We start from the raw sequence: 24,091 nt of genomic DNA, 5'->3' as shown, positions 1-24,091 counted from the left end.
CCGCGGCTTAGCCTTTGAGGGTGTCGAGCTCTTCGACGTCGATGGTCGAGCGGTTGCGGAACAGCACCACCAGGATCGCCAGGCCGATCGCCGACTCGGCGGCGGCCACCGTCAGGATGAAGAACACGAACACCTGGCCGGCCATGTCGCCCAGGTAATGCGAGAAGGCCACGAAGTTGAGGTTGACCGCCAGCAGCATCAGCTCGATCGCCATCAGCAGCACGATCAGGTTGCGGCGGTTCATGAAGATGCCGATCACCGCCATCGCGAACAGGATCGCGCTCAGCGACAAATAATGTCCGAGTGTCAGCGTCATGCCTGTCCCCCAGTGGAAGCTTCTGCCTGGCCGCCCGCTGCGGCAGGCGTCTCGACCTCGACCGGCATCTGCACAATGCGCAGGCGATCGCCCTTCTTGACCTTGATCTGGTCGGCCGGGTCGATGTAGCGCGAGTCCTTGCGTTTGCGCATCGTCAGCGCAATCGCGGCCACGATGGCCACCAGCAGGATGACCGCCGCCACTTCGAGCGGATAGAGGTAGTTCTTGTACAGCTCGATGCCCAGCAAACGGGTGTTGCCCATCTGCACGGCCTGGGCGGTGGCTTGCGGCGCGTCGACCAGCTTGAAGCCGCCCAGCAGCACGACCGCCATCTCCAACGCGATCACCGCGCCGATCAGCCCGGCGACCGGGAAGTGCTTCCAGAAGTTCTGCCGCACCGCGTCGACGTTGAAGTCGAGCATCATCACGACGAACAGGAACAGCACCATCACCGCGCCGACGTAGACGAGCACCAGCGAGATGGCCAGGAACTCGGCCTGCAGCAGCATCCACACGCCGGCGGCGTTGAAGAAGGCCAGCACCAGAAACAGCGCCGAATGGACGGTGCTGCGGGCAGTGATCACGCGAAACGCTGAAAACAGCAGGATCACGGAGAACACATAGAAGATCGCGGTCTTGGTATCCATGTTTTTCTCGGGTTGAGGGCTGCCTGCCTCCCCGCATCGCAGGTGGGAGGCAGCCCGCAGACAAGCGGCGGGCTGCTTATCGGTACTTGGCGTCCGCCTCCTTGTTGGCCGCGATTTCTTTCTCGTAGCGGTCACCCACGGCCAGCAGCATCTCTTTGGTGAAGTAGAGGTCGCCGCGTTTTTCGCCGTGGTATTCGAGGATGTGCGTTTCGACGATCGAATCGACCGGGCAGCTCTCTTCGCAGAAGCCGCAGAAGATGCACTTGGTCAGGTCGATGTCGTAGCGCTTGGTGCGGCGGGTGCCGTCGGCGCGCACGTCGGACTCGATCGTGATCGCGAGCGCCGGGCACACCGCTTCGCACAGCTTGCAGGCGATACAACGCTCTTCGCCGTTTTCATAACGGCGCAGTGCGTGCAGGCCGCGAAAGCGCGGGCTGGCCGGTGTCTTTTCCTCGGGGAACTGCACCGTGATGTGCGGCGACAAGAAGTGCCGGCCGGTCAGAGCCAGCCCCTTGAAAAGCTCCGTCAGCATGAAGCTGTTGAGGAAGCCCTTGATGGAAGCTACTGCAGACATGGTGTGATTACCTCGTCAGTTTCCGGGGACCCAGGTCCAGATGTTCCAGGGCGACACGATCCACAGACCCACCAGCACCAGCCAGACCAGCGTGACGGGGATGAAGATCTTCCAGCCCAGGCGCATGATCTGGTCGTAGCGGAAGCGGGGGAAGGTGGCGCGCACCCACAGGAACATCGTCACGACGACGAAGGTCTTGATGCCGAGCCAGAGCCAGTCGGCGATCCAGGTGAACGGCGCCATGTTGACCGGCGGCAGCCAGCCGCCCAGGAACATCAGCGACGCGAGCGCCGACACCAGAATCATGTTGGCGTATTCGGCCAGGAAGAACATCGCGAACGACATGCCCGAGTACTCGATCATGTGGCCGGCGACGATTTCCGACTCGCCTTCGACGACGTCGAACGGGTGGCGGTTGGTTTCGGCGATGCCCGAGATCACGTAGACGACGAAGATGGGCAGCAGCGGCAGCCAGTTCCACGACAAGAAGGTCAGCCCCTTGTCGGCCGCCCAGCCGTGTGCCTGGCTGTTGACGATGTCGCTCATGTTCAGGCTGCCCGACACCATCAGCACGACGACGAAGGCGAAGCCCATCGCGATCTCGTAGGACACCATCTGGGCCGACGCACGCAGCGCGCCCAGGAAGGCGTACTTCGAGTTCGAGGCCCAGCCGGCGATGATCACGCCGTAGACCTCGAGCGAGGTGATGGCCATCAGGAACAGCAGGCCGGCGTTGATGTTCGACAGCGCCACGTCGGGGCCGAACGGCACCACCGCCCAGGCGGCCAGCGCCGGCATGATGGTCATGATCGGCGCGACGAAGAACAAGCCCTTGTTGGCCGCCGTCGGCTGGATGATCTCCTTGAAGATCAGCTTCACCGCATCGGCGATCGGCTGCAGCAGGCCCAGCGGGCCGACCCGGTTGGGGCCCGGGCGAATCTGGGTCCAGCCGATGGCCTTGCGCTCCCACAGCGTCAGGTAGGCGACGCAGAGCATCAGCGGCAGCACCAGCGCGACGATCTTGACCAGGGTCCAGACCACCGGCCAGGCGCCGCCGAGGGTCGAGAGGCCGTAAGTGTTGAGGGTTTCAAGCATGCTTCAACTCCGACTTCAGGCCTTGGCCACGTCGAGACCGCCGAACATCGCACCCAGCGCCGAGGTGAGCGGATGGCCCGCCGGCACGCGCACGGTGTTGGCGGGCAAACCACGCTCCAGGCGCGCCGGCAGCACGGCCGACGCCTCGCCCTGGCTGACCCGCACCGCGTCGCCGTCCTTCAGGCCCAGGCGCTCCCACAAGGCAGCCGGCAGGCCGGCCACCGGGGGCATGGCGTCGTTGGTCAGCTGCAGCGAATGGGCGCGCCGCACGATCGCGTCGCTCCAGTAGATCGGCACTTCGGCGATACGCTCCAAGGCGTTCGCAGTTGCTGCCGGCGCAACGCGCACCGCCGCATTCGTCTTGTTGCTCAGGCGGCTGGCCAACTGGGCCACGTCGCCCAGCGCCTGCGCCCGCACCTCTTCCGAGGTTTCGGCACTGAAGCCCGGCAGGCCGAGCATGGTGCCCAGCACGCGCAGGACCTTCCAGCCGGGCCGCGTCTCGCCCTGGGGCTTCACGACACCGTAGAAGCTTTGCACGCGGCCTTCGGCGTTGACGTAAGTGCCCGAGGTTTCCGAGAACGGCGCGATCGGCAGCAGCACGTCGGCGTATTCGACCGCCGCGGTGCGGAAGGCCGTCATCGCCACGACCATCTCGGCGCCCTGCACGGCCTTGGCCGCGCGCAAGGCGTCGGCGGCGTCCAGCTCAGGTTCGACGTTCAGCAGCAGATAAGCCTTCAGCGATTGCGACAACATCTGGCCGGCGTTGAAGCCGCCCGCGCCCGGCACGGCACCGACCAGTTGCGCGCCGACGGCGTTCGCCCCTTCGGTCAGGTAGCCGACCGACGCGCCGGTCTGCTCGCCGATCCAGTTCGCCAGCGCCAGCAGCGTGCTGGCTTGCGGATGCTGGGCGGCGGCATTGCCGAGCAGCACAGCCTTGCGCTCGCCGCTCAACAGCGAGGCGGCCACGGCACGGGCCGCATCAGTCACTTCGGCCTCGGCCGGTGCCGGCACGCCGCGCTCTGCCGCGACCGCCGCGGCAATCGCCGCCAGCGCTTGCGGCCACGCGCTCGGCGCCACCGTGGTGCGGCTCGCCAGCGTGATCAGCCAATCGTCTTCGACCGCGTCCAGGCTGTGCACTTGTGCACCGTGGCGCGCGGCCTGGCGCAGCCGCTGCGCGAACAGCGGATGGTCCTTGCGCAGGAAGGAGCCGACCACCAGCACGCGCTGCAGGGTCGACAGCGCCGCGATCGGCAGGCCCAGCCAGCGCACGCCGCCGCTGCTGGTATCGAAGTCGGCATGGCGGGTGCGGTAGTCGATGTTCTCGCTGCCGAGGCCACGCACCAGCTGGCCCAGCAGGTGCAGTTCCTCGACGGTGCTGTGCGGGGTGGCCAGCGCGCCGATGGCGGCAGCGCCGTGCTCGGCCTTGATCAGCTTGAGGCCGTTGGCGACGTATTCGAGCGCGGTCGGCCAGTCGACCGCCTTCCACTGACCGCCCTGCTTCAGCATCGGCATGGTCAGCCGTTCGTCGCTGTTGAGCGCCTCGTACGAGAAGCGGTCACGGTCGGCGAGCCAGCACTCGTTGACCTCTTCGTTCTCGAGCGGGAGCACACGCATCACCTTGCTGCCCTTGACCTGCACCACCAGGTTGGCGCCGGTCGAGTCGTGCGGGCTGACCGACTTGCGGCGCGACAGCTCCCAGGTGCGGGCGGTGTAGCGGAACGGCTTGCTGGTGATGGCGCCGACCGGGCACAGGTCGATCATGTTGCCCGACAGTTCCGAGTCGATCGTCGCACCGACGAAGGTGGTGATCTCGGAATGTTCACCGCGGTGGATCATGCCCAGCTCCATCACGCCGGCCACTTCCTGGCCGAAGCGCACGCAGCGGGTGCAATGGATACAGCGCGACATCTCGGCCAGCGAGACGATGGGGCTCACTTCCTTGGCGAGCACCACACGCTTTTCTTCGGTGTAGCGCGACGACGAGCCGCCGTAGCCGACGGCCAGGTCTTGCAGCTGGCATTCGCCGCCCTGGTCGCAGATGGGGCAGTCGAGCGGGTGGTTGATGAGCAAAAACTCCATCACCCCTTGCTGGGCCTTGACCGCCTTGTCGCTCTTGGTGCGCACGATCATGCCTTGCGTCACCGGGGTGGCGCAGGCGGGCATCGGCTTGGGCGCCTTCTCGACGTCGACCAAGCACATGCGGCAGTTCGCCGCGATCGAGAGCTTCTTGTGATAGCAGAAGTGCGGCACGTAGGTGCCCGCCTTTTCGGCCGCATGCATGACCATGCTGCCCTCGGGCACCTCGACCTTCTTGCCGTCCAGTTCGATTTCAACCATGGTGGTGTGTCTTTCGCAGGACCGTCAGCACGACGACGCGCGCGCCCATCGCGGGCAGCGGTCGGGTCGGCGTGAAGACGGTCATCTACTCGTCCTTCAGGCGTGCGCCGGGACCAAACAGGTCTTGTGTTCGACGTGATAGGCGAACTCGTCGCGGAAATGCTTCAGCATCGCCCGCACCGGCATCGCGGCCGCATCGCCCAGCGCGCAGATGGTGCGCCCCTGGATGTTGTCGGCCACCGAGTTCAACAGGTCGAGGTCTTCGGGACGGCCCTTGCCGTTCTCGACCCGCTCGACCATGCGCCACAGCCAGCCGGTGCCTTCACGGCACGGCGTGCACTGGCCGCAGGACTCGTGCATGTAGAAATAGCTCAGCCGCAGCAAGGACTTGACCATGCAGCGCGTCTCGTCCATGACGATGACGGCGCCCGAGCCCAGCATCGAGCCGGCCTTCGAGATGGCGTCGTAGTCCATCGTCAGGTCCATCATGATGTGCGCCGGCAACACCGGGGCCGACGATCCGCCGGGGATCACCGCCTTCAGCTTGCGGCCGCCACTCACGCCACCGGCGAGTTCGAGCAGCTTGGAGAACGGCGTGCCGAGCGGGATCTCGAAGTTGCCCGGGCGCTCGACGTCGCCGACCACCGAGAAGATCTTGGTGCCGCCGTTGTTCGGCTTGCCGATCTTCAGGTAGGGGTCGCCGCCGTTGCGGATGATCCACGGCACCGCGGCAAACGTCTCGGTGTTGTTGATCGTGGTCGGCTTGCCATAGAGGCCGAAGCTGGCCGGGAACGGCGGCTTGAAGCGCGGCTGGCCCTTCTTGCCTTCGAGCGACTCGAGCAGCGCCGTTTCCTCGCCGCAGATGTAGGCGCCGAAACCATGGTGCGCATGCAGCTGGAAGCTGAAGTTGCTGCCCATGATGTTGTTGCCGAGATAGCCCGCGGCACGCGCTTCCTCGAGCGCCTCTTCGAAGCGTTCGTACACCTCGAAGATTTCACCGTGGATGTAGTTGTAGCCCACGGGGATGCCCATCGCATAGGCGGCGATGGCCATGCCTTCGATCACGATGTGCGGGTTGTAGCGCAGGATGTCGCGGTCCTTGCAGGTGCCCGGCTCGCCTTCGTCAGAGTTGCAGACGAGGTATTTCTGGCCCGGGAACTGGCGCGGCATGAAGCTCCACTTCAGGCCGGTCGGAAAGCCCGCACCGCCGCGTCCGCGCAGGCCAGAGGCCTTGACCTCGGCGATCACCTGGTCGGGCGTCAGGCCCTCGGTCAGGATCTTGCGCAAGGCCTTGTAGCCGTCGCGCGCTTCATAGTCCTTCAGGCGCCAGTTGCTGCCGTCGAGACCCGCGTAGATCTGCGCGCCGATGTGGCGGCCGTGGAAGCAGGTCTCCTGGCCGGTGGCCTGAAACTTGGCGAGGTTCAACATCACTTCACCCCTTGCTGGGCTTGCTGCGCCAGCTCATCGACCAGCGCGTCGAGGCGCTCGGGGCCCATGAAGCTGCACATCTGCCGATCGTTGACCAGCATCACCGGCGCATCGGCGCAGGCACCGAGGCATTCGCATTCCTGCACCGAGAACAAGCCGTCGGCGGTGGTGCCGCCCAGCTCGATGCCGAGCCGCTTGCTCAGGTGGTCGGCCGCGTCCTTGCCGCCGCGCAGCTGGCACGGCAGGTTGGTGCAGACGGCAAACTTGAACTTGCCGACCGGACGCTGGTTGTACATGTTGTAGAAGGTCACCACCTCGTGCACCGCGATGGGCGGCATGCCGAGGTAGTCGGCGACGTCCTTCTCGGCCTCGGGCGAGACCCAGCCCTGCTCCTGCTGCACGATGGACAAACAGGCCATCACGGCCGATTGCTTCTGGTCTGCCGGGTACTTGGCGACCTCGCGCGCGAAGCGCTGCTTGGTGGCTTCCGAGATCATCGATCAATCTCTCCGAACACAATGTCCATGGTGCCGATGATCGCCACGGCGTCGGCAATCATGTGGCCGCGCGACATTTCGTCCATCGCGGCCAGGTGCGGGAATCCGGGCGCACGGATCTTCAGGCGATAGGGCTTGTTGGCGCCATCGCTGACGAGGTAGATGCCGAACTCCCCCTTGGGGTGCTCGACCGCCGCATAGGCTTCGCCCTCGGGCACGTGAAAACCTTCGGTGAACAGCTTGAAGTGGTGGATCAGCTGTTCCATGCTCGACTTCATCTCGACACGCGACGGCGGCGCCACCTTGTGGTTGTCGGTGATGACCGGCCCGGCGTTCTTGCGCAGCCACTCCACGCACTGCTTGATGATGCGGTTGGACTGGCGCATTTCCTCGACACGCACCAGGTAGCGGTCGTAGCAATCGCCGTTGGTGCCGAGCGGCACATCAAACTGCATCTGGTCGTAGACGTCGTACGGCTGCTTCTTGCGCAGGTCCCATGCGATGCCGGAGCCGCGCAGCATGGGGCCGGTGAACCCGAGGTTCAAGGCGCGCTCGGGCGACACCACGCCGACGCCCACCGTGCGCTGCTTCCAGATGCGGTTGTCGGTCAGCAGCGTCTCGTATTCGTCGACGTGCTTGGGGAAGCGGTTGGTGAAGTCTTCGATGAAGTCGAGCAGCGAGCCCTGGCGGTTCTCGTTGAGCTTGTTGACGACCTTCTGCGACTTGATCTTCGAGACCTTGTACTGCGGCATCGTGTCGGGCAGGTCGCGGTAGACGCCGCCCGGGCGGAAATAAGCGGCGTGCATGCGCGCGCCGGAGACCGCCTCGTACATGTCGAACAGGTCTTCACGCTCTCGGAAGCAGTAGATCAACATGTTCATTGCACCGCAGTCGAGCCCGTGCGCGCCGAGCCACAGCAGGTGGTTCAGCAGCCGGGTGATCTCGGAGAACATGACGCGGATGTACTGCGCCCGGATCGGCACTTCGACGCCCATCATCCGCTCGATGGCCAAGCAGTAGGCGTGCTCGTTGCACATCATGGACACGTAGTCGAGACGGTCCATGTAGGGCAGCGACTGGATGAAGGTCTTCGACTCGGCCAGCTTCTCGGTGGCGCGGTGCAGCAGGCCGATGTGGGGGTCGGCCCGCTGGATCACTTCGCCGTCGAGCTCCAGCACCAGCCGCAGCACGCCGTGCGCCGCCGGGTGCTGAGGACCGAAGTTCAGGGTGTAGTTCTTGATTTCTGCCACGTGGGGACCTCGGGCTCAGTGATGCAGGCCGCCGTAGTTCTCTTCGCGGATCACGCGGGGCGTGATCTCGCGCGGCTCGATCGTCACCGGTTGGTAGATCACGCGTTTCTGCTCGGCGTCGTAACGCATCTCGACATGGCCGGTCACCGGGAAGTCCTTGCGGAAGGGGTGGCCGATGAAACCGTAGTCGGTCAGCAGGCGGCGCAGGTCGAGGTGCCCGTCGAAGACGATGCCGAACAGATCGAAGGCTTCGCGCTCGAACCAGTTGGCCGCGTTCCAGACCTCGTTGACAGACGGCACCACCGGCAGGTCGTCGTCGGGCGCGTACACCTTGAGGCGCAGCCGCCAGTTCTTGGTGATCGACAGCAAATGGGTGCTCACGCAGTAGCGCGGACCCTCGTAGCGACCGTCGGCATACGACGAATAGTCGAGGCCACACAGGTCGATCAGCTGCTCGAAGCGCAGTTCGGGGTGGTCGCGCAGCGTCACCGCTACCTCGAGGTAGTCGGCGGCGGAGACGGTGATCGTCAGCTCGCCGAGGTCTTGTTCGACGCGCTTGAGCTTGCCGCCCAGCACCGCGTCGAGTTGTTCGCGCAAAAGATTCAGTCTGCTCATGACCTCACCCCGGTCGGCAGGGTGGCCTGCGTCAGGTTGTTTGCCATAGGATGTCCCGTGTACGCCGCGCGCATCAGCGCGCGATCGTGTTTTCGCGCCGGATCTTGGCCTGCAGCTGCAGGATGCCGTAGAGCAGCGCTTCCGCCGTCGGGGGGCAGCCGGGCACGTAGACGTCGACCGGCACGATGCGGTCGCAGCCGCGCACAACCGAATAGCTGTAGTGGTAGTAGCCACCGCCGTTGGCGCACGATCCCATCGACAGCACCCAGCGCGGCTCGGCCATCTGGTCGTAGACCTTGCGGAGGGCCGGTGCCATCTTGTTGCACAGCGTGCCGGCCACGATCATCAGGTCGGACTGGCGGGGGCTGGGACGGAACAACATGCCGAAACGGTCGATGTCGTAACGGGCTGCGCCCGCGTGCATCATCTCGACCGCACAGCAGGCCAGCCCGAAGGTCATCGGCCACAACGAGCCGGTCTTCGACCAGTTGATCAGCTTGTCGGCCGTGGTGGTGATGAAGCCTTCCTTGAGAACGCCTTCGATACTCATACCAACTTACCTCGCGTCATTCCCAGTCCAGGGCACCCTTCTTCCACTCGTAGACGAAGCCCACGACAAGGATGCCCAGGAAAATCATCATGGCCAGAAAGCCTGGCTGGCCGATATCGCGCAACGCCACTGCCCACGGGAAGAGGAAGGCAATTTCGAGGTCGAACAAGATGAAGAGGATGGCCACCAGGTAGTAGCGCACATCGAACTTCATGCGGGCGTCTTCGAAGGCTTCGAAGCCGCACTCGTAGGGCGAGTTCTTCGCCGCGTCGGGCCGCCGGGGGCCGAGCAGGAAACCGAGCACCTGGGGTGCAACGCCGACGGCGATGCCGACCAGGATGAACAGGATGACGGGGAGGTACTGGTCGAGGCTCATGATGCTCTTGGAGGCTGGTCTCGGGTCGACTGCTCGTGGACGGCTGGCTGCTACTGTTGCTTGACGCGTGGCTCGCTGTGACGGAGTGTGGCTGGCTGCGCGAAAGTCTTCACAGATCCGGCTCAAACGCATGGCAAAAATAAGGCGCGCTGTTCCCAGCGGTCAGACCGCTGCCCAGCACGCCCACTTTGTCCCTGCGGTTGCCCCCTTCGGCTGTTGCGTCCAGGGCGCCCGATGCGGCACCGGATGATCACCGCATCGATTGAAATTTTGGTGCCGACGGCGAGACTCGAACTCGCACAGCTTTCGCCACTACCCCCTCAAGATAGCGTGTCTACCAATTTCACCACGTCGGCCTGAGAGCCCGGGCCTGCCTTCCTTGAACCCTGCCCTGGTTCGACACCAGGCCAAGAGGAAAGATCCCGGGCCATCAAACTGCTCGGCTTGCATGAGGGAAGCGCCACATCCGGCACAGGCAACGACCTCGGCGAGGACGCTGACCCGCGGTCGCCGACCGCGGTGCCTGCTGACTCAGAACGCAACAGGTAGTGCCCGCTCTGATCACCCTTCAGTGGCAGCTTTAACAGTAGCTTGCCGAACAGCCTTGGATTCTAACTCGAATCCCTGCCCTTCTCAATGGAGTCGGGCATTTCGATCAAGTTATTTCGTCGGGATCTGAGCGGCACCGGAAGCAGCGGGCGCAGGCACCACGGCGGCCGAGGCAGGCGCTTCAACGGCGCTGGCTGCCGGTGCGGCACCGGGGATCTGCGATGCACCACTCGCACTTGCGGCCGGCGCCTGGGCCGGAGCGCGCTCGAGCACGGTTGCCGCCGGCGCCTCCGCAGGCCGCGAGCTGGACAGATACGCGAGGGCCAGCGTGCAGATGAAAAACACGGTCGCCAACACCGCCGTGGTGCGCGACAGGAAGTTGGCGCTGCCGGTGGCACCGAACAGGCTGCCCGAGGCGCCGCTACCGAACGAAGCGCCCATGTCGGCGCCCTTGCCGTGCTGCACCAGCACCAGGCCGATCATGCCCAGCGCAGACAGCAACTGCACGACGAGGATCACGGTGGTCAGAAACTGCATCAAGAATCTCCAGAAATGGGGGCGAGCCGTCGTCGCCGGCTCACAGCGCTGCGCGGCAGATCGCGATGAAATCGGCGGCCTTCAGGGAAGCCCCGCCGATCAGGCCACCGTCGATGTCGGGTTGCGCGAACAAGGTGGCGGCGTTGTCGGGCTTGACGCTGCCGCCGTAGAGGATCTTCATGCTGTCGGCGTGCGACGTCGCGGCTTGCAACTGCGCCCGCAACAGTGCGTGCACCTCTTGCGCCTGCTCGGGCGAGGCGGTCTTGCCGGTGCCGATGGCCCAGACCGGCTCGTAAGCCACCACGATCTGCGGCACGCAATGACCCAGCGTGTGGATCACGGCCGACAACTGGCGCTTGACCACCGCGTCGGTCTGCCCGGCTTCGCGTTCGGCCAAGGTTTCGCCAACGCACACGATGGGGATCATGCCCTTGTTGACGACGATCTTGGCCTTGTCGGCCACCAGCTGGTCGCTCTCACCGTGGTAGGCGCGGCGCTCGGAGTGGCCCACGATCACGTAGCGGCAGCCGACGTCGTGCAGCATCGTGGCCGACACCTCGCCGGTGTAGGCGCCCTGCTCGTGCGCCGAACAGTCCTGCGCGCCCAGCCCGATATGGCTGCCTTGCAGTGCGAGCACGCAAGAGGCCAGATAAGGAAACGGCACGCACACCGCCGCCTCGCAGACGAAAGGCTCGGCAGCGCGCACGCCCCCCAGCAGTTCAGCATTGCTGGCCAGCGTGCCGTGCATCTTCCAGTTGCCTACGACCAGTTTGCGGCGCATCGATTCGCTCCCTTCCCGCTCAAAAAGCCCAATATTCTACGTAGTCGCCTTGCGGCGCTCACCAGGTCAGCACGATCTTTCCGATGTGCTGGTTCGATTCCATCAGTGCATGGGCCTGCGCCGCATCGGCCGCGGCGAAGGTCTTGAACACCACTGGCGTGATCCTGCGTTGCGCCAACAACGGCCACACCCGCTCGCGCAACTCGCGCGCCACCGCCGCCTTGAACGACACCGGCCGCGGCCGCAGTGTCGAGCCGGTCACGGTCAGGCGCCGGCGCATCAGCGTGACGATGTCGAGTTCAGCCTTGGTGCCGCCTTGCACCGCGATGATGACCAGCCGACCGTCGTCGGCCAGGCAGTCGATCTCGCGCGGCAGGTAGTCGCCGGCGACCATGTCGAGGATCACGTCCGCCCCACGGCCGCCACTCAATCGCTTGACCTCGGCGGCGAAGTCGTGGGTGCGGTAGTTGATCGCGTGGTCGGCGCCCAGCTTCACGCAGGCGGCGCACTTGTCGTCGCTGCCCGCCGTCGCATACACCGTCGCCCCCATGGCCTTGCCCAGCTGGATCGCCGTGACGCCGATGCCGCTCGTGCCGCCCTGCACCAGCAGCGTCTCGCCAGCCGCGAGGCGCGCCCGTTGGAACACATTGGACCAGACGGTGAAGAAGGTCTCGGGCAACCCGGCGGCCTCGACGTCGCTCCAGCCGTCGGGCACCGGCAGGCACAAGGCCGCCGCGGCGACGCACAGCTCGGCATACCCGCCGCCCTGCACCAACGCACAAACCCGGTCGCCGAGCTTCAGGCCCGCTTTAGCCATCGCAGCTGCGTCGCCAGCGACGATCTCACCGGCCACTTCCAGGCCGGGCAGGTCGGAGGCGCCGGCGGGCACCGGATAGTGACCCTTGCGTTGCAGCACGTCGGGCCGGTTGACACCGGCCGCCCGCACCCGGATCAACACCTCGCCGGAGCCGGCGACAGGATCGGGCCTCTGACAGGGGCGCAACACGTCCGGCGCGCCGTAGCTGGTGATCTCGATGGCTTGCATGGGAGAGCGTACGCAGTAGCGGAATGGACGAACCCGGCACACCGCGAGCGCAGCGTGCCGGGCGGGAACAGCGTTACTGCTGCTGCTGTTGCTGCTGTTGGTCGGGCGCGTAGCCGCGGTCCAGCAGCGCCTTGATCGACAGCTTCACACGGCCCTTCTCGTCGGTCTCGAGCACCTTCACGCGCACGGTCTGGCCGACTTCGAGGTAGTCGGTGACCTTGTTGACGCGCTCGTTGGCGATCTGGCTGATGTGCACCAGGCCGTCCTTGCCGGGCAGCAGGTTGACCAGCGCGCCGATGCCCTCGAGGATCTTGGTGACCGGGCCTTCGTAGATCTTGCCCACCTCGACTTCGGCGGTGATCTCTTCGATCTTCTTCTTCGCCAGGTCGGCCATCGCGGTGTCGGTCGATGCGATGGTGATGGTGCCGTCTTCGGCGATGTCGATCTGCGTGCCGGTCTCTTCGGTCAGCGCGCGAATGGTGGCGCCGCCCTTGCCGATCACGTCGCGGATCTTCTCCGGGTTGATCTTCATCGTGTACAGGCGGGGCGCGAACTGCGACACCTCGGTCTTGGCGCCGCCGACGGCGTCGACCATCTTGCCGAGGATGTGCAGGCGGCCTTCCTTGGCCTGCGCCAGCGCGACCTGCATGATTTCCTTGGTGATGCCCTGGATCTTGATGTCCATCTGCAGCGCAGTGATGCCACTCGACGTGCCGGCCACCTTGAAGTCCATGTCGCCCAGGTGATCCTCATCGCCGAGGATGTCGGTCAGCACCGCGAAGCGGTTGCCTTCCTTGATCAGGCCCATCGCGACACCGGCCACGTGCGCCTTCAACGGCACGCCGGCGTCCATCAGCGCCAGACAGCCGCCGCACACGGAGGCCATCGACGACGAACCGTTCGACTCGGTGATCTCGGACACGACGCGGATCGCATAGGCGAACTCGTCCTTGGCCGGCAGCACCGGGATCAGGGCCCGCTTGGCCAGGCGGCCGTGGCCGATCTCGCGCCGCTTGGGGCTGCCCACGCGGCCGGTCTCGCCGGTCGCGAACGGGGGCATGTTGTAGTGCATCATGAAGCGGTCGGAGTACTCGCCGCTCAGCGCATCGATGATCTGGGCGTCGCGCTCGGTGCCGAGGGTCGCGACCACCACGGCCTGGGTTTCACCCCGGGTGAACAGCGCTGAGCCGTGGGTGCGCGGCAGCACACCGGTGCGGATCTCGATCGGGCGCACGGTGCGGGTGTCACGGCCGTCGATGCGGGGCTCGCCGGCCAGGATCTGGCTGCGCACGATGCGCGCTTCGATGTCGAACAGCAGGCCGTCGAGCTTGGTTTCGTCGAACTCGCCGCCGTCTTGCGTCAGCGCCTGTTTGACCGCGGCATAAGCTTCGCGGGTGGCTTGCGTGCGGGCTTGCTTGGAGCGGATCTGGTAGGCGGCGCGCAGCTTCTCTTCGGCCAGCTGCGTCACCTTGGCGATGAAGGACTCGTCCTTGGCGGGCGGCTGCCAGTCCCATTCGGGCTTGCCGGCTTCGCGCACCAGTTCGTGGATCGCATTGATCGCGATCTTGCCCTGCTCGTGGCCGAACACCACGGCGCCCAGCATCACGTCTTCAGACAGCTGGTCGGCTTCCGACTCCACCATCAGCACGGCCGCTTCGGTGCCAGCCACCACCAGGTCGAGGCGCGATTGGGTCTGCTGGGTCTTGCCCGGGTTCAGCACGTATTCGCCGTTGATGTAGCCCACACGCGCAGCGCTGATCGGACCGTTGAACGGGATGCCGGAGATCGACAGCGCGGCACTGGTCGCGATCATCGCGGCGATGTCGGCGTCCACCTCGGGGTTCAGCGACATCACGTGGATGACCACCTGAACTTCATTGAAGAAACCCTCGGGGAACAGCGGGCGAATCGGGCGGTCGATCAGGCGCGAGGTCAGGGTTTCGAGTTCGCTCGGGCGGCCTTCACGCTTGAAGAAGCTGCCCGGGATCTTGCCGGCGGCATAGGTCTTCTCGATGTAGTCGACCGTCAGCGGGAAGAAGTCCTGGCCGGGCTTGGCGGTCTTGGCCGCCACCACGGTCGCCAGAACCACGGTGTCCTCGATGTCGACCAGCACGGCGCCGGTGGCTTGACGGGCGATTTCGCCGGTTTCCAGGCGGACTGTGCGGCCGCCCCATTGGAAGGTCTTGGTGACTTTATTGAACATGCTCATGGCTGTCTCCAGTGATGCACACGCATTGTGGCTGCGTGCTTGGCCCGGAGCGAGACCGCGAAGCGCGATGCCATTCCAGCGGGGCTGACTCTGCAACCCCCTTGGAATGACACAGCAACGCTTCTCCTAGGCTCGACTCCAAAAACAAAGAGCCTGTCCTGGCGATCCCAGACAGGCTCTCTTTCACGTTTCGACGCTTACTTGCGCAGGCCCAGCTTCTGGATCAGCGCGGTGTAGCGATCGGCGTCCCGGTCCTTCAGATAGGCCAACAGGCGCTTGCGGCGGTTCACCATCTTCAGCAGACCACGGCGGCCGTGGTGGTCCTTGGCATGCTGCTTGAAGTGGGGGGTGAGTTCGTTGATGCGGGCGGTCAGCAGGGCCACCTGCACTTCGGGTGAGCCGGTGTCGGCGGCGCCGCGTGCGTTGGCCTTGATGATGTCGGCCTTGCTCATATCTGCAACGGACATTTCAGATTCCTTGAATGGAAACCGCAGCCCGCCTCGATACTTGGAGCCCACGGTTTCGTTTTCCACTTGCGGTCGCGGGTGAAACCAACCCACGCCGTGCTTTTTCACAGCCAGCCACCCCGAATCCGGGGCGACTTGCGGCCCCAAAGACGGGCCCGCCGCTGCGAAGCCGAGAATTATACGGCAAGTGCAAAAAGCGCGGCCGCCGGCCCGTCGGGCGCTCTCAGGGCCGCGCCATTTTGCAGCTCGACGGCAGCGCAGTCGCTTCGGCCGGCAGATAGCGGACCGTCTTGAAACCGTAGCCCGAACCTTCATTGTCGAAGCGCACACCCCCACCGCCGGCGCGCTGCATCTGGCTCACGTAGAGCGGCTGGATGAACTGATGGTCTTCGGCGCGCACCTGACCGCCATGAAAGCCCCCCAGGTGCCGACCGTCGTAGCGCAGCCCTTCCATCGCCCGCGCCACCTGCGTGGCTTCGGTGCTGCCGGCCTTCTCGATCGACTGCGCGAGCACTTCGACCAGTGCCTGCATGCGGGCGTGCAGATAGTCGTCGGCAGGCTGTGGAAAGCGCTGGCGGAAGGCGGCGTAGAAGGCGTCGGACGCGGCGGTGCCGACATTGGGGTGCCACTCGGCCACCGCCAGCACCTTGCCGACGCCGGCTTCGCCAATGGCCGCCGGCGCCCCGAGCGCATTACCGTAGAAGGTGTAGAACTTGGCTTCCAGCCCGGCTTCGCGAGCGGCGCGGATCAACAAGGTGAGGTCGTTGCCCCAGTTGCCGGTGATCACCGCCTGCGTGCCTGCCGCTTTCATCTTGGCGGCGTAAGGCAGGAAATCCTTGACGCGCCCCATCGCGTGCAATTCTTCGCCGACCACCTCGATGTCGGGCCGGCGCTGTGCCAGCAGCTCGCGGCTCTTGCGTACCACGTGCTGGCCGAAGCTGTAGTCCTGGCCGATCAGGTAGACCTTCTTCACCGAGTTGTCGGCCGCCAGCACATCCATCAACGCCGCCAAACGCATGTCGGCGTGTGCGTCGAAGCGGAAATGCCAAAAACTGCACTTCTCGTTGGTGAGCACCGGGTCGACGGCCGAATAGTTGAGAAACAAGGCGCGGCGCTGCGGTTCACGTTGGTTGTGCTTGTTGAGCCCGTCGATCAGCGCCGCTGCGGTGGCTGAGCTGTTGCCCTGCAGCACGAAGCCCACACCTTGATCCACCGCGGCGCGGAACATCGACAAGGCCTCTTCGGTGGTGCCCTTGCTGTCGAAGCGCAGCAGTTGCAGCGGCCGGGCGCCACCGGGCAACTTCACGCCCCCACGCGCATTGACCCGCTCCACCGCCCACACCAGGTTGCGGTGGACCGCCTCACCGGCATTGCCAAAGCTGCCCGACAGGCCCTCGATCAGGGCCAGCTTGATGGGCTCGGGTGCGGCATGGGCGCCCGAGGCCGCAAGGCCGAGCAGCACGGAAGCGAGACGGAAGAGCAGCGGCGAACGTTGAGGGCGCATCTTGAAAAATGAAAATGCCGCTCCCAACTCGAGCGACATGGAGCTGCGATGGTCGCAGCGAAACCACCAGCGCTGAAACGGGCGACACGCGCGTTCAGCCAGATGATTTTATGAGGTGCTTATGTTTGTGATGCCCGTCTCCCGTTCCGCCGTGCTGCGTCCCGAACTCGCCCGTGCGTTCGACCGTTTCATGGCTGACACCCGCGCTGCGGTCACTGCCACGTCGTCTGCTGCCCAGGTGCCGGCGCTCGACGTCGTCGAGACCGATGCCGCCTATCTGGTCACGGTCGATCTGCCCGGTGTGGCAAAGGAAAACGTCAAGCTCACCGTGGAAGGCAAGCGCGTGCAGCTCGAGGCCGAGGAAAAGGTCGAAGGCCAGCAGGGTGAGGCCCAGCGGCTCGTCTACCGTGAGCGCGCCCCGCGCAAATACGCGCGCAGCTTCACGCTGCCGGTGGCGGTGGCGGTGGAGCAGTCGGCCGCTCGCGCGTCGCTCGACAAGGGGGTGCTGACCCTCACGCTGCCCAAGGTCGCCGCACATCAACCGGTGCAAATCGCGGTGAACTGAAGCAGAGCCCGTCACGTCGCGACGCGCCTTGTGCGTGGCGCTGCGTCACGGCCTGCTGAAGGGGCGCCCCGTGCGGGCGCCCTTTTTCGTGGCCGTCTCTCGCAGTGGCTCGCAGGGGGTCGTGCCGCGGCGGCGGCCTCAAACCGCCGCCAGATCCCAACGCGGCTTGACGTCGAACGCATAGTCGCGCCGAGCCTCGGCACGACCCGCTTGCAGCCGCATGGCGGCGGCCAGCGCAATCATCGCGCCGTTGTCAGTGCACAGAGACAGTTCCGGGTAGTGCACGCGCACGCCACGCCGTGCGCACGCGGTGTTCAATTGCTCGCGCAGAGCGCGGTTGGCTCCCACGCCGCCGGCCACCACCAGACGCTTGAGACCGGTCGACTGGAGCGCCTTGAGCGACTTCTTCAACAACACCTCGACGATCGCGGCCTGCGTCGCGGCGGCGAGATTGGCACGGTCTTGCTCGCACACCTCGGTGCCCAGCTTGCGCGCCTGCGTCCACACCGCCGTTTTCAAGCCGGCAAACGAGAAGTCGAGCGTGCCGCTGTGCAGCAGCGGCCTGGGCAGGTCGAAGGCGGTTGCATCGCCGAACTCGGCCATGCGCGCCAGTTGCGGCCCTCCCGGGTAGCCGAGGCCCAGCAACTTGGCCGATTTGTCGAACGCCTCACCGGCCGCGTCGTCGATGGTTTCCCCCAGCAGTTCGTAGCGCCCCACCCCGTCCACCCGCATCAACTGCGTGTGCCCGCCGGACACCAGCAGCGCCACGAAAGGAAACTCGGGTGGATCGGCCGACAGGAAGGGCGACAGCAGATGGCCTTCCAGGTGGTGCACCCCCAACACCGGCCGGCCGAGTGCGGCGGCCAGCGCGCAGGCCGCCCCGGCGCCGACCAGCAGCGCCCCCGCAAGACCCGGCCCGCGGGTATAGGCCACCACATCGACCTGCGCCAGCGCCCGGCCGCTGTCGGCGAGCACTTGGCGCGCGAGCGGCAGCACCCGGCGGATGTGATCGCGTGACGCGAGTTCGGGCACGACACCGCCGTAAGCCTGGTGCATCTCGATCTGGCTGTGGAGCGCGTGGGCCAGCAGGCGCGGCACGCCGGGCCCGTCGGCGTCGACCAGGGCGACGCCGGTTTCGTCGCAGGACGATTCGATACCGAGGACCAACATGGGACAAAGTGTAGCCGGGCCGGCGTCCAGGGCCGTCCCCGGACCCCGCGGCCGACGCCGGCGGAGTGTGGAACACGACACACTTCGTCACCCCTGGGGCGCACAACCTGTGACGAATGTCATAGGCCGCCGATCGTCGTGCGGTTAGGCTCGCCCCCGGCATCGCTTCACGGTGCTCCACTCCGAAAGTGCTTGGCCCATGAAGGAATACAAACTGTCCGGCTGGCCCGAGTTGCCGGTCGCGTACCAGCGCACAGCCTACCAACGCATGTTGCACCAGATGTCGCAAGGCTTCGTGCCGCTCGCGCAGCTCGTGCGTGCCAGCGGCCTGAGCCGCGACGTCGTCCGCGTGTTTCTCGCCCAACTGGGTCAGCGCGGGGTGCTGATGGAGCGCGAGCGCGCCGGCACACCGCTTGCGCTGCAGATGGCCGCCCGCCCGTTCGCCTGGCTGCGCCGCACGGTGACCGGGACTCGAACGCCGCGCACCTGAGGGCCTTGCCACACGGCCACCCCAGGGTGGCCACCCCCTCCCGCCCACGCAAACCGCGCCCCCCCGCCCGGCGCAACGCACACTTGGCGTGGATGTTGCTCACCCGGCCGGCATGGCCCCCTCCCCCACCCTGCGCATCGTGATCGTCGCCCCGGAAACGCTGGCGCCCGATCCGTCGGACGCGCTGGCCTGGTGGCAGGCGGAGCGCTCGCGCAGCCTGCGCATCGGACTGCTGGAGAACGGCTACAACATCGTCGCGGTGCTGCCGCCCGACCTTTATCTCCCCGAGCGGCTGGCACAGATCCAGCCCGACATGGTGATCATCGACACCGAAAGCGAGGCTCGCGACACCCTGGAGCATGTGGTGTTCGCGAGCCGCGATGCGCGTCGGCCCATCGTCTTGTTCACCGATGACACCAACACTTCCCATGTGAAGGATGCGATTGCCGCCGGTGTGACTGCCTACGTCGTCGCCGGGCTGGCGCCCGAACGCATCAAACCCGTGCTCGACGTCGCGATGGCGCGCTTCCAGCACGAAGAAGCCTTGCGACGCGAGTTGGCCGATGCCAAGACGCAGTTGCACGAGCGCAAGACCATCGAACGCGCCAAGGGCATCTTGATGCGCCGCCAGGGCTGCGACGAGCGCGAGGCCTACGAGCGTCTGCGCAAGACGGCGATGGACAAAGGGTTGCGGCTGGCCGAGGTGGCGCAACGCCTGCTCGACGTCGCCGACATCCTCGGCTGAAGACCGTCACACCGCGGTGCACGCACACCGCACCCGGCGCACGGGCTTTGTGCGGACCAGGTGCCCGGCGCACCGACCCGGGGCTTCTGCAGCCCGCCGCGACTGTGCAGGCCGTTCTCAACACCTGGCATACCCCTTGCATTGAGAGGGTCCGGAGATCAACGGCGATCTCCAGACGATGCGGGGCCTCAAGGTCGAGTCTTCCGCATCAGGACGAAGGCGTCCCCACCGTTCCGTCATCGACGGACGTGTGAGGACGCCTTTTTTTGTTTGGTGCCCGAGATGAACATGAGGTCGAGACGCATGAAGATGAATGAGTCGCAACAGCGGCGCCTGGGTCGGCGCACGGTGCTGAAAGCCGGCGCGGCCGTGGCCGCCACCGGGATGGTGCCGGGGCTGCAAAGCGCAGTCTGGGCACAGGGGTCCGACAAGCCCGAGAAGGAAGAAGTGCGCATCGGCTTCATTCCGTTGACCGATTGCGCCTCGGTGGTGATGGCGTCCGTGCTCGGCTTCGACAAGAAGTACGGCATCAAGATCGTCCCCACCAAGGAAGCCTCGTGGGCCGGCGTGCGCGACAAGCTGGTCAACGGTGAACTGGACATGGCCCATGTGCTGTACGGCTTGGTGTACGGCGTGCACCTGGGCGTCAGCGGCCCCAAGAAGGACATGGCCGTGCTGATGAATCTGAATCACAACGGCCAGGCCATCACCTTGTCGAAGAAGCTGTCGGACAAGGGCGCCGTCGACGGCGGCTCGCTCGCCAAGCTGATGAACACCGACAAGCGCGAATACACCTTCGCGCAGACCTTCCCGACCGGCACGCACGCGATGTGGCTGTACTACTGGTTGGCGACCTACGGTGTCAACCCGTTCCAGCAGGCCAAGGTGATCACCGTGCCGCCCCCCCAAATGGTGGCCAACATGCGGGTCGGCAACATGGACGGCTTCTGCGTCGGTGAGCCGTGGGGCCACCGGGCCATCATGGACGGCATCGGCATCACCGCGGTCACGACGCAGGACATCTGGAAAGACCATCCGGAGAAGACGCTGGGCACGACGGCCGAGTTCGCCAAGAAGTACCCCAACACCTGCCGCGCCGTGATCGCCGCCATCCTCGAGGCCGGCAAATGGATCGACGCCGGCCTGCAGAACAAGTTGAAGATGGCCGAGACGGTGGCCGACAAGGCTTACGTCAACACCAGCGTCGACGCGATCAACCAGCGCATCCTGGGCCGCTACCAGAACGGCCTGGGCAAGACCTGGGACGACCCCAACCACATGAAGTTCTTCAACGACGGCTCGGTCAACTTCCCCTACCTCAGCGACGGCATGTGGTTCCTGACGCAACACAAGCGCTGGGGACTGATCAAAAGCCACCCCGACTACCTTGGCGTGGCCCGGCAGGTCAACCAGATCGAGCTGTACCGACAGGCCGCGACGCTCGCCAAGGTCTCGGTGCCGAAAGACGCCATGCGCAGCGTCAAGATGATCGACGGCACGGTCTGGGACGGCAAGGACCCGGCCAAGTATGCCGACGGCTTCAAGGTCAAGGCCTGAGTCCGGCCACGCACAGGAGAACACCATCATGGTCAGTGCAGTCTTCCATCCTTCCGTGGCGACGCGGGCAGACGAAACGCCCGCGGCCCGGGCGCCGGCAGGCCCGGTGGCGGCGCCCGTCGTCACCGCCCCCGCCACCCCCGTACCGATCCCACCGTCTCGACACCGCAGCGTGGAGTGGGCGGCCCTGTGGTGGCGGGTGCTACCGCCGCTGGCCGGCCTGGCCTTGCTGGTCGGCATCTGGGCGCTCGCCACCAATGGCCAAGGCGCCTTCCCGACGCCCGCCGCCACCTTCGCCGAAGCCGTGAAGGTGTTCGGTGACCCGTTCTACCGCAACGGGCCGAACGATCAGGGTATCGGCTGGAACATCCTGTACTCGCTGCAGCGCGTCGGCCTGGGCTTCGGCCTCGCGGCCCTGGTCGGCATCCCGCTCGGCTTTCTGATCGGCCGCTTCACCGTGCTCAACCGCATGGTGTCGCCGCTGGTCAGCCTGCTGCGGCCGGTGTCGCCCCTCGCGTGGCTGCCCATCGGCCTGCTGGTGTTCAAGTCGGCCAACCCGGCCGCCATCTGGACCATCTTCATCTGTTCGATCTGGCCGATGGTGGTCAACACCGCGGTCGGCGTGCAACGGGTGCCGCAGGACTACCTGAACGTCGCGAAGGTGCTGAGCCTGAGCGAATGGAAGGTCGCCACCCGCATCCTGCTGCCGGCCGTGCTGCCCTACATGCTGACCGGTGTGCGCCTGTCGGTCGGCACTGCCTGGCTGGTGATCGTCGCCGCCGAGATGCTGACCGGCGGGGTGGGCATCGGCTTCTGGGTGTGGGACGAATGGAACAACCTGAACGTGCAGCACATCCTGATCGCGATCTTCACGATCGGCGCGGTCGGGCTGCTGCTCGAACAGGCACTGATCCTGGTCGCCCGCCGTTTTTGTTTTGAAGAGTGAAGGAGAAGCTGCCCATGAACCGCTACATCGACGTCCAAGGCGCGGAGATGGTGTTCACGTCTGCCAAGGGACGCTTCCATGCCCTGCACGACATCCACCTGCAAATCGCCAAAGGCGAGTTCGTCAGCCTGATCGGGCACTCGGGCTGCGGCAAGTCGACCTTGCTGAACCTGATTGCCGGCCTGCTGTCGCCCACGGAAGGCGCGCTGCTGTGCGACAACCGTGAGATCCGCTCACCCGGGCCGGAACGGGCGGTGGTGTTCCAAAACCATTCCTTGCTGCCCTGGCTGACCTGTTTCGACAATGTCTACCTGGCGGTGGAGCGCGTGTTCGGCGCCAAGGAGCGCAAGGCCCAGCTGCGTGAGCGCACCCACGCAGCCCTGCAGCTGGTCGGGATGGCGGCGGCGACGGCGAAGCGACCGCACGAGATTTCGGGCGGGATGAAGCAGCGGGTCGGCATTGCGCGGGCGCTGGCGATGGAACCGAAGGTGCTGCTGATGGACGAGCCGTTCGGCGCCCTCGATGCCTTGACCCGGGCGCACTTGCAGGACGAGCTGCTGAAAATCGTCGCACGCACCCGCAGCACGGTCGTGATGGTGACGCACGACGTCGATGAAGCCGTGCTGCTGTCCGACCGGATCGTGATGATGACCAACGGGCCCGCCGCCACCATCGGCCAGGTGCTGACGGTCGATCTGCCGCGTCCCCGCGACCGCGTGGCGCTGGCGGAGCATCCCGGCTACGTGGCATGCCGCAAGCAGGTGCTGGACTTCCTCTACACCCGCCACGGGCAGCCACAAGCCTTGGCGGCCTGAGCCGGGTCGCCGCCGGCCGGCGGCGCTGCACCGACGGCTCCCTGGCCCGGCACTTGCTTTCGTTCCGTACCGCCGGTTGTTCGGCGATTGCTCCTTATCTCCTCAGGGCTCAGGCCCTCTTCGCGGTCTTCGCTCCCGGTGGCGCGAAGACCGTTCTTTCTTGCGGGGTGCGAACCGACGCGCCGGCCGTCATGCACCTCGGCGGCGCGCCCAGAACCAAATCAGTGCACCGGCCACCACCATCGGCAGGCTCAACCACTGGCCCATGCTCAGCCCCAACGCCAGCGGCCCGAGAAAGCTGTCCGGCTGGCGGAAGTATTCGGCGATGAAGCGAAAGCAGCCATAGCCGAACAAAAAGGCGCCCGACACCTGCCCGGTCGCCCGTGGCTTGCGCGCGTACAGCCACAGCAGCACGAACAGCAGCAGGCCTTCGAGCGCGAACTGGTAGAGCGGCGACGGATGCCGTGGTACCTCGCTGCCCGACTGAGGGAACACCATCGCCCACGGCAGCCCGGGGTCGGCCGGCCGGCCCCACAGCTCACCGTTGATGAAGTTGCCGATGCGCCCGGACGCAAGGCCCGTGGGCACACAAGGCGCGATCACGTCGGTCACGTCGAAGAAGCGGCGGCCCCTAACGCGCGCGAACAAGGCCATCGCGACCAGCACCCCCAGCATGCCGCCATGGAAGGCCATGCCGCCCTGCCAGACGGCGAACACCTCCAGCGGATGCGACAGGTAATAGCCCGGCTTGTAGAACAGCACATAGCCCAGCCGCCCGCCCACCACCACACCCAGCACGCCGTAGAACAGCAGGTCTTCGACGTCGCGTCGTGTCCAGCCGGCCTGCGTGTACCAAGGCTGGCGCACCCGCAGGGAGGCGAGCCACAGAAACAGCCCGAAGGCGACCAGATAGGTCAGGCCGTACCAATGAATGGCCAGGGGGCCGAGCTTGAGGGCGACGGGATCGAACTGGGGATGCACCAGCATCGCTGAATTCCTTGTGATGCCACGCGCGCGCCCGCTGCC

The 24,091-nt window shown here is 65.8% G+C and carries 25 protein-coding genes and 1 tRNA gene; 6 read left to right on the top strand and 20 right to left on the bottom strand.

The genetic code is table 11. From position 1 onward, the window contains the following. Positions 1-7 precede the first annotated feature (7 nt). The 18 genes from nuoK to AAW51_RS08650 form a co-directional block, all read right to left on the bottom strand. Positions 8-316, bottom strand: coding sequence for an NADH-quinone oxidoreductase subunit NuoK (gene nuoK / locus AAW51_RS08735; protein ID WP_047194297.1), 309 nt, complete (start codon positions 314-316; stop codon positions 8-10). Beyond that, a complete protein-coding gene (locus AAW51_RS08730; protein WP_047194296.1) occupies positions 313-963 on the bottom strand; it encodes an NADH-quinone oxidoreductase subunit J in 651 nt (216 codons plus the stop codon). The genes nuoK and AAW51_RS08730 overlap by 4 nt, the downstream gene beginning before the upstream one ends. Positions 964-1,039: 76 nt before the next feature. Continuing rightward, positions 1,040-1,537 carry an NADH-quinone oxidoreductase subunit NuoI gene (gene nuoI, locus AAW51_RS08725; protein ID WP_047194295.1) on the bottom strand — a complete coding sequence of 166 codons (498 nt, stop codon included), beginning with the start codon at positions 1,535-1,537 and terminating at the stop codon, positions 1,040-1,042. A gap of 15 nt (positions 1,538-1,552) precedes the next feature. Next, complete coding sequence (gene nuoH, locus AAW51_RS08720; RefSeq protein ID WP_047194294.1) at positions 1,553-2,632, bottom strand: NADH-quinone oxidoreductase subunit NuoH; 1,080 nt, start codon at positions 2,630-2,632, stop codon at positions 1,553-1,555. A gap of 15 nt (positions 2,633-2,647) precedes the next feature. Beyond that, a complete protein-coding gene (gene nuoG / locus AAW51_RS08715; protein ID WP_047194293.1) occupies positions 2,648-4,969 on the bottom strand; it encodes an NADH-quinone oxidoreductase subunit NuoG in 2,322 nt (773 codons plus the stop codon). Between the two features lie 96 nt (positions 4,970-5,065). Beyond that, on the bottom strand, positions 5,066-6,397 hold the full coding sequence (nuoF, locus tag AAW51_RS08710; RefSeq protein ID WP_047194292.1) for an NADH-quinone oxidoreductase subunit NuoF: 1,332 nt from the start codon (positions 6,395-6,397) through the stop codon (positions 5,066-5,068). Beyond that, a complete protein-coding gene (gene nuoE, locus AAW51_RS08705) occupies positions 6,397-6,894 on the bottom strand; it encodes an NADH-quinone oxidoreductase subunit NuoE (RefSeq protein ID WP_047194291.1) in 498 nt (165 codons plus the stop codon). The genes nuoF and nuoE overlap by 1 nt, the downstream gene beginning before the upstream one ends. Further along, positions 6,891-8,144, bottom strand: coding sequence for an NADH-quinone oxidoreductase subunit D (locus AAW51_RS08700; protein ID WP_047194290.1), 1,254 nt, complete (start codon positions 8,142-8,144; stop codon positions 6,891-6,893). Before AAW51_RS08700 ends, nuoE begins: the two co-directional genes overlap by 4 nt. 15 nt (positions 8,145-8,159) lie before the next feature. Next, positions 8,160-8,759 carry an NADH-quinone oxidoreductase subunit C gene (locus AAW51_RS08695; protein WP_047194289.1) on the bottom strand — a complete coding sequence of 200 codons (600 nt, stop codon included), beginning with the start codon at positions 8,757-8,759 and terminating at the stop codon, positions 8,160-8,162. A 73-nt stretch (positions 8,760-8,832) separates the two neighbouring features. Continuing rightward, positions 8,833-9,309 (bottom strand): NuoB/complex I 20 kDa subunit family protein, encoded by a 477-nt coding sequence (locus AAW51_RS08690; protein ID WP_047194288.1) that lies wholly within the window; start codon positions 9,307-9,309, stop codon positions 8,833-8,835. A gap of 16 nt (positions 9,310-9,325) precedes the next feature. Next, positions 9,326-9,685 (bottom strand): NADH-quinone oxidoreductase subunit A, encoded by a 360-nt coding sequence (locus AAW51_RS08685; protein ID WP_047194287.1) that lies wholly within the window; start codon positions 9,683-9,685, stop codon positions 9,326-9,328. Between the two features lie 271 nt (positions 9,686-9,956). Further along, a tRNA-Leu gene (locus AAW51_RS08680) sits at positions 9,957-10,041 on the bottom strand. Positions 10,042-10,345: 304 nt separating this feature from the next. Beyond that, a complete protein-coding gene (secG, locus tag AAW51_RS08675; RefSeq protein WP_047194286.1) occupies positions 10,346-10,771 on the bottom strand; it encodes a preprotein translocase subunit SecG in 426 nt (141 codons plus the stop codon). A 40-nt stretch (positions 10,772-10,811) separates the two neighbouring features. Further along, positions 10,812-11,552 carry a triose-phosphate isomerase gene (tpiA, locus tag AAW51_RS08670; protein WP_047194285.1) on the bottom strand — a complete coding sequence of 247 codons (741 nt, stop codon included), beginning with the start codon at positions 11,550-11,552 and terminating at the stop codon, positions 10,812-10,814. 58 nt (positions 11,553-11,610) lie between these two features. Beyond that, positions 11,611-12,597, bottom strand: a complete 987-nt coding sequence (locus tag AAW51_RS08665; RefSeq protein WP_047194284.1) for an NAD(P)H-quinone oxidoreductase — start codon at positions 12,595-12,597, stop codon at positions 11,611-11,613. Between the two features lie 73 nt (positions 12,598-12,670). After that, positions 12,671-14,806 carry a polyribonucleotide nucleotidyltransferase gene (pnp, locus tag AAW51_RS08660; protein ID WP_047194283.1) on the bottom strand — a complete coding sequence of 712 codons (2,136 nt, stop codon included), beginning with the start codon at positions 14,804-14,806 and terminating at the stop codon, positions 12,671-12,673. Between the two features lie 197 nt (positions 14,807-15,003). Next, complete coding sequence (rpsO, locus tag AAW51_RS08655; RefSeq protein WP_047194282.1) at positions 15,004-15,273, bottom strand: 30S ribosomal protein S15; 270 nt, start codon at positions 15,271-15,273, stop codon at positions 15,004-15,006. A gap of 223 nt (positions 15,274-15,496) precedes the next feature. Next, positions 15,497-16,777 carry a branched-chain amino acid ABC transporter substrate-binding protein gene (locus tag AAW51_RS08650; protein WP_047197584.1) on the bottom strand — a complete coding sequence of 427 codons (1,281 nt, stop codon included), beginning with the start codon at positions 16,775-16,777 and terminating at the stop codon, positions 15,497-15,499. A gap of 121 nt (positions 16,778-16,898) precedes the next feature. Here AAW51_RS08650 and AAW51_RS08645 point away from each other — a divergent pair, with 121 nt between their 5' ends. After that, positions 16,899-17,342, top strand: coding sequence for an Hsp20/alpha crystallin family protein (locus AAW51_RS08645; protein WP_053013437.1), 444 nt, complete (start codon positions 16,899-16,901; stop codon positions 17,340-17,342). Positions 17,343-17,480: 138 nt separating this feature from the next. Here the strand turns inward: AAW51_RS08645 and tsaD are convergent, their stop codons facing one another. After that, positions 17,481-18,512: a tRNA (adenosine(37)-N6)-threonylcarbamoyltransferase complex transferase subunit TsaD gene (gene tsaD, locus AAW51_RS08640; protein ID WP_047194281.1), complete on the bottom strand. Its 1,032-nt coding sequence runs from the start codon at positions 18,510-18,512 to the stop codon at positions 17,481-17,483. Between the two features lie 199 nt (positions 18,513-18,711). Between tsaD and AAW51_RS08635 the strand changes: the two genes are divergently transcribed. The 5 genes from AAW51_RS08635 (at position 18,712) to AAW51_RS08615 (ending at position 23,065) form a co-directional block, all read left to right on the top strand. Beyond that, positions 18,712-19,002: a hypothetical protein gene (locus tag AAW51_RS08635; RefSeq protein WP_047194280.1), complete on the top strand. Its 291-nt coding sequence runs from the start codon at positions 18,712-18,714 to the stop codon at positions 19,000-19,002. A gap of 112 nt (positions 19,003-19,114) precedes the next feature. Next, on the top strand, positions 19,115-19,747 hold the full coding sequence (locus AAW51_RS08630) for an ANTAR domain-containing response regulator (protein ID WP_047194279.1): 633 nt from the start codon (positions 19,115-19,117) through the stop codon (positions 19,745-19,747). A gap of 309 nt (positions 19,748-20,056) precedes the next feature. After that, positions 20,057-21,304, top strand: coding sequence for a CmpA/NrtA family ABC transporter substrate-binding protein (locus AAW51_RS08625; RefSeq protein ID WP_047197582.1), 1,248 nt, complete (start codon positions 20,057-20,059; stop codon positions 21,302-21,304). 28 nt (positions 21,305-21,332) lie between these two features. Further along, positions 21,333-22,250, top strand: a complete 918-nt coding sequence (gene ntrB, locus AAW51_RS08620; RefSeq protein ID WP_047194278.1) for a nitrate ABC transporter permease — start codon at positions 21,333-21,335, stop codon at positions 22,248-22,250. A gap of 14 nt (positions 22,251-22,264) precedes the next feature. Then, complete coding sequence (locus AAW51_RS08615; RefSeq protein WP_047194277.1) at positions 22,265-23,065, top strand: ABC transporter ATP-binding protein; 801 nt, start codon at positions 22,265-22,267, stop codon at positions 23,063-23,065. Between the two features lie 189 nt (positions 23,066-23,254). On the opposite strand, the gene lgt is transcribed toward AAW51_RS08615, so the two are convergent. Then, the gene (lgt, locus tag AAW51_RS08610; RefSeq protein ID WP_047194276.1) at positions 23,255-24,052 is read right to left on the bottom strand and encodes a prolipoprotein diacylglyceryl transferase; all 798 of its coding nucleotides are present in this window, start codon (positions 24,050-24,052) and stop codon (positions 23,255-23,257) included. Between the last annotated feature and the right edge of the window lie 39 nt (positions 24,053-24,091).

It is taken from the genome of Caldimonas brevitalea (assembly GCF_001017435.1).
GTDB classification, from domain to species: domain Bacteria; phylum Pseudomonadota; class Gammaproteobacteria; order Burkholderiales; family Burkholderiaceae_C; genus Caldimonas; species Caldimonas brevitalea.
The sequence above is the reverse complement of the archived record's forward strand: the minus strand, read 5'-3'. Positions and strand labels throughout refer to the sequence as shown.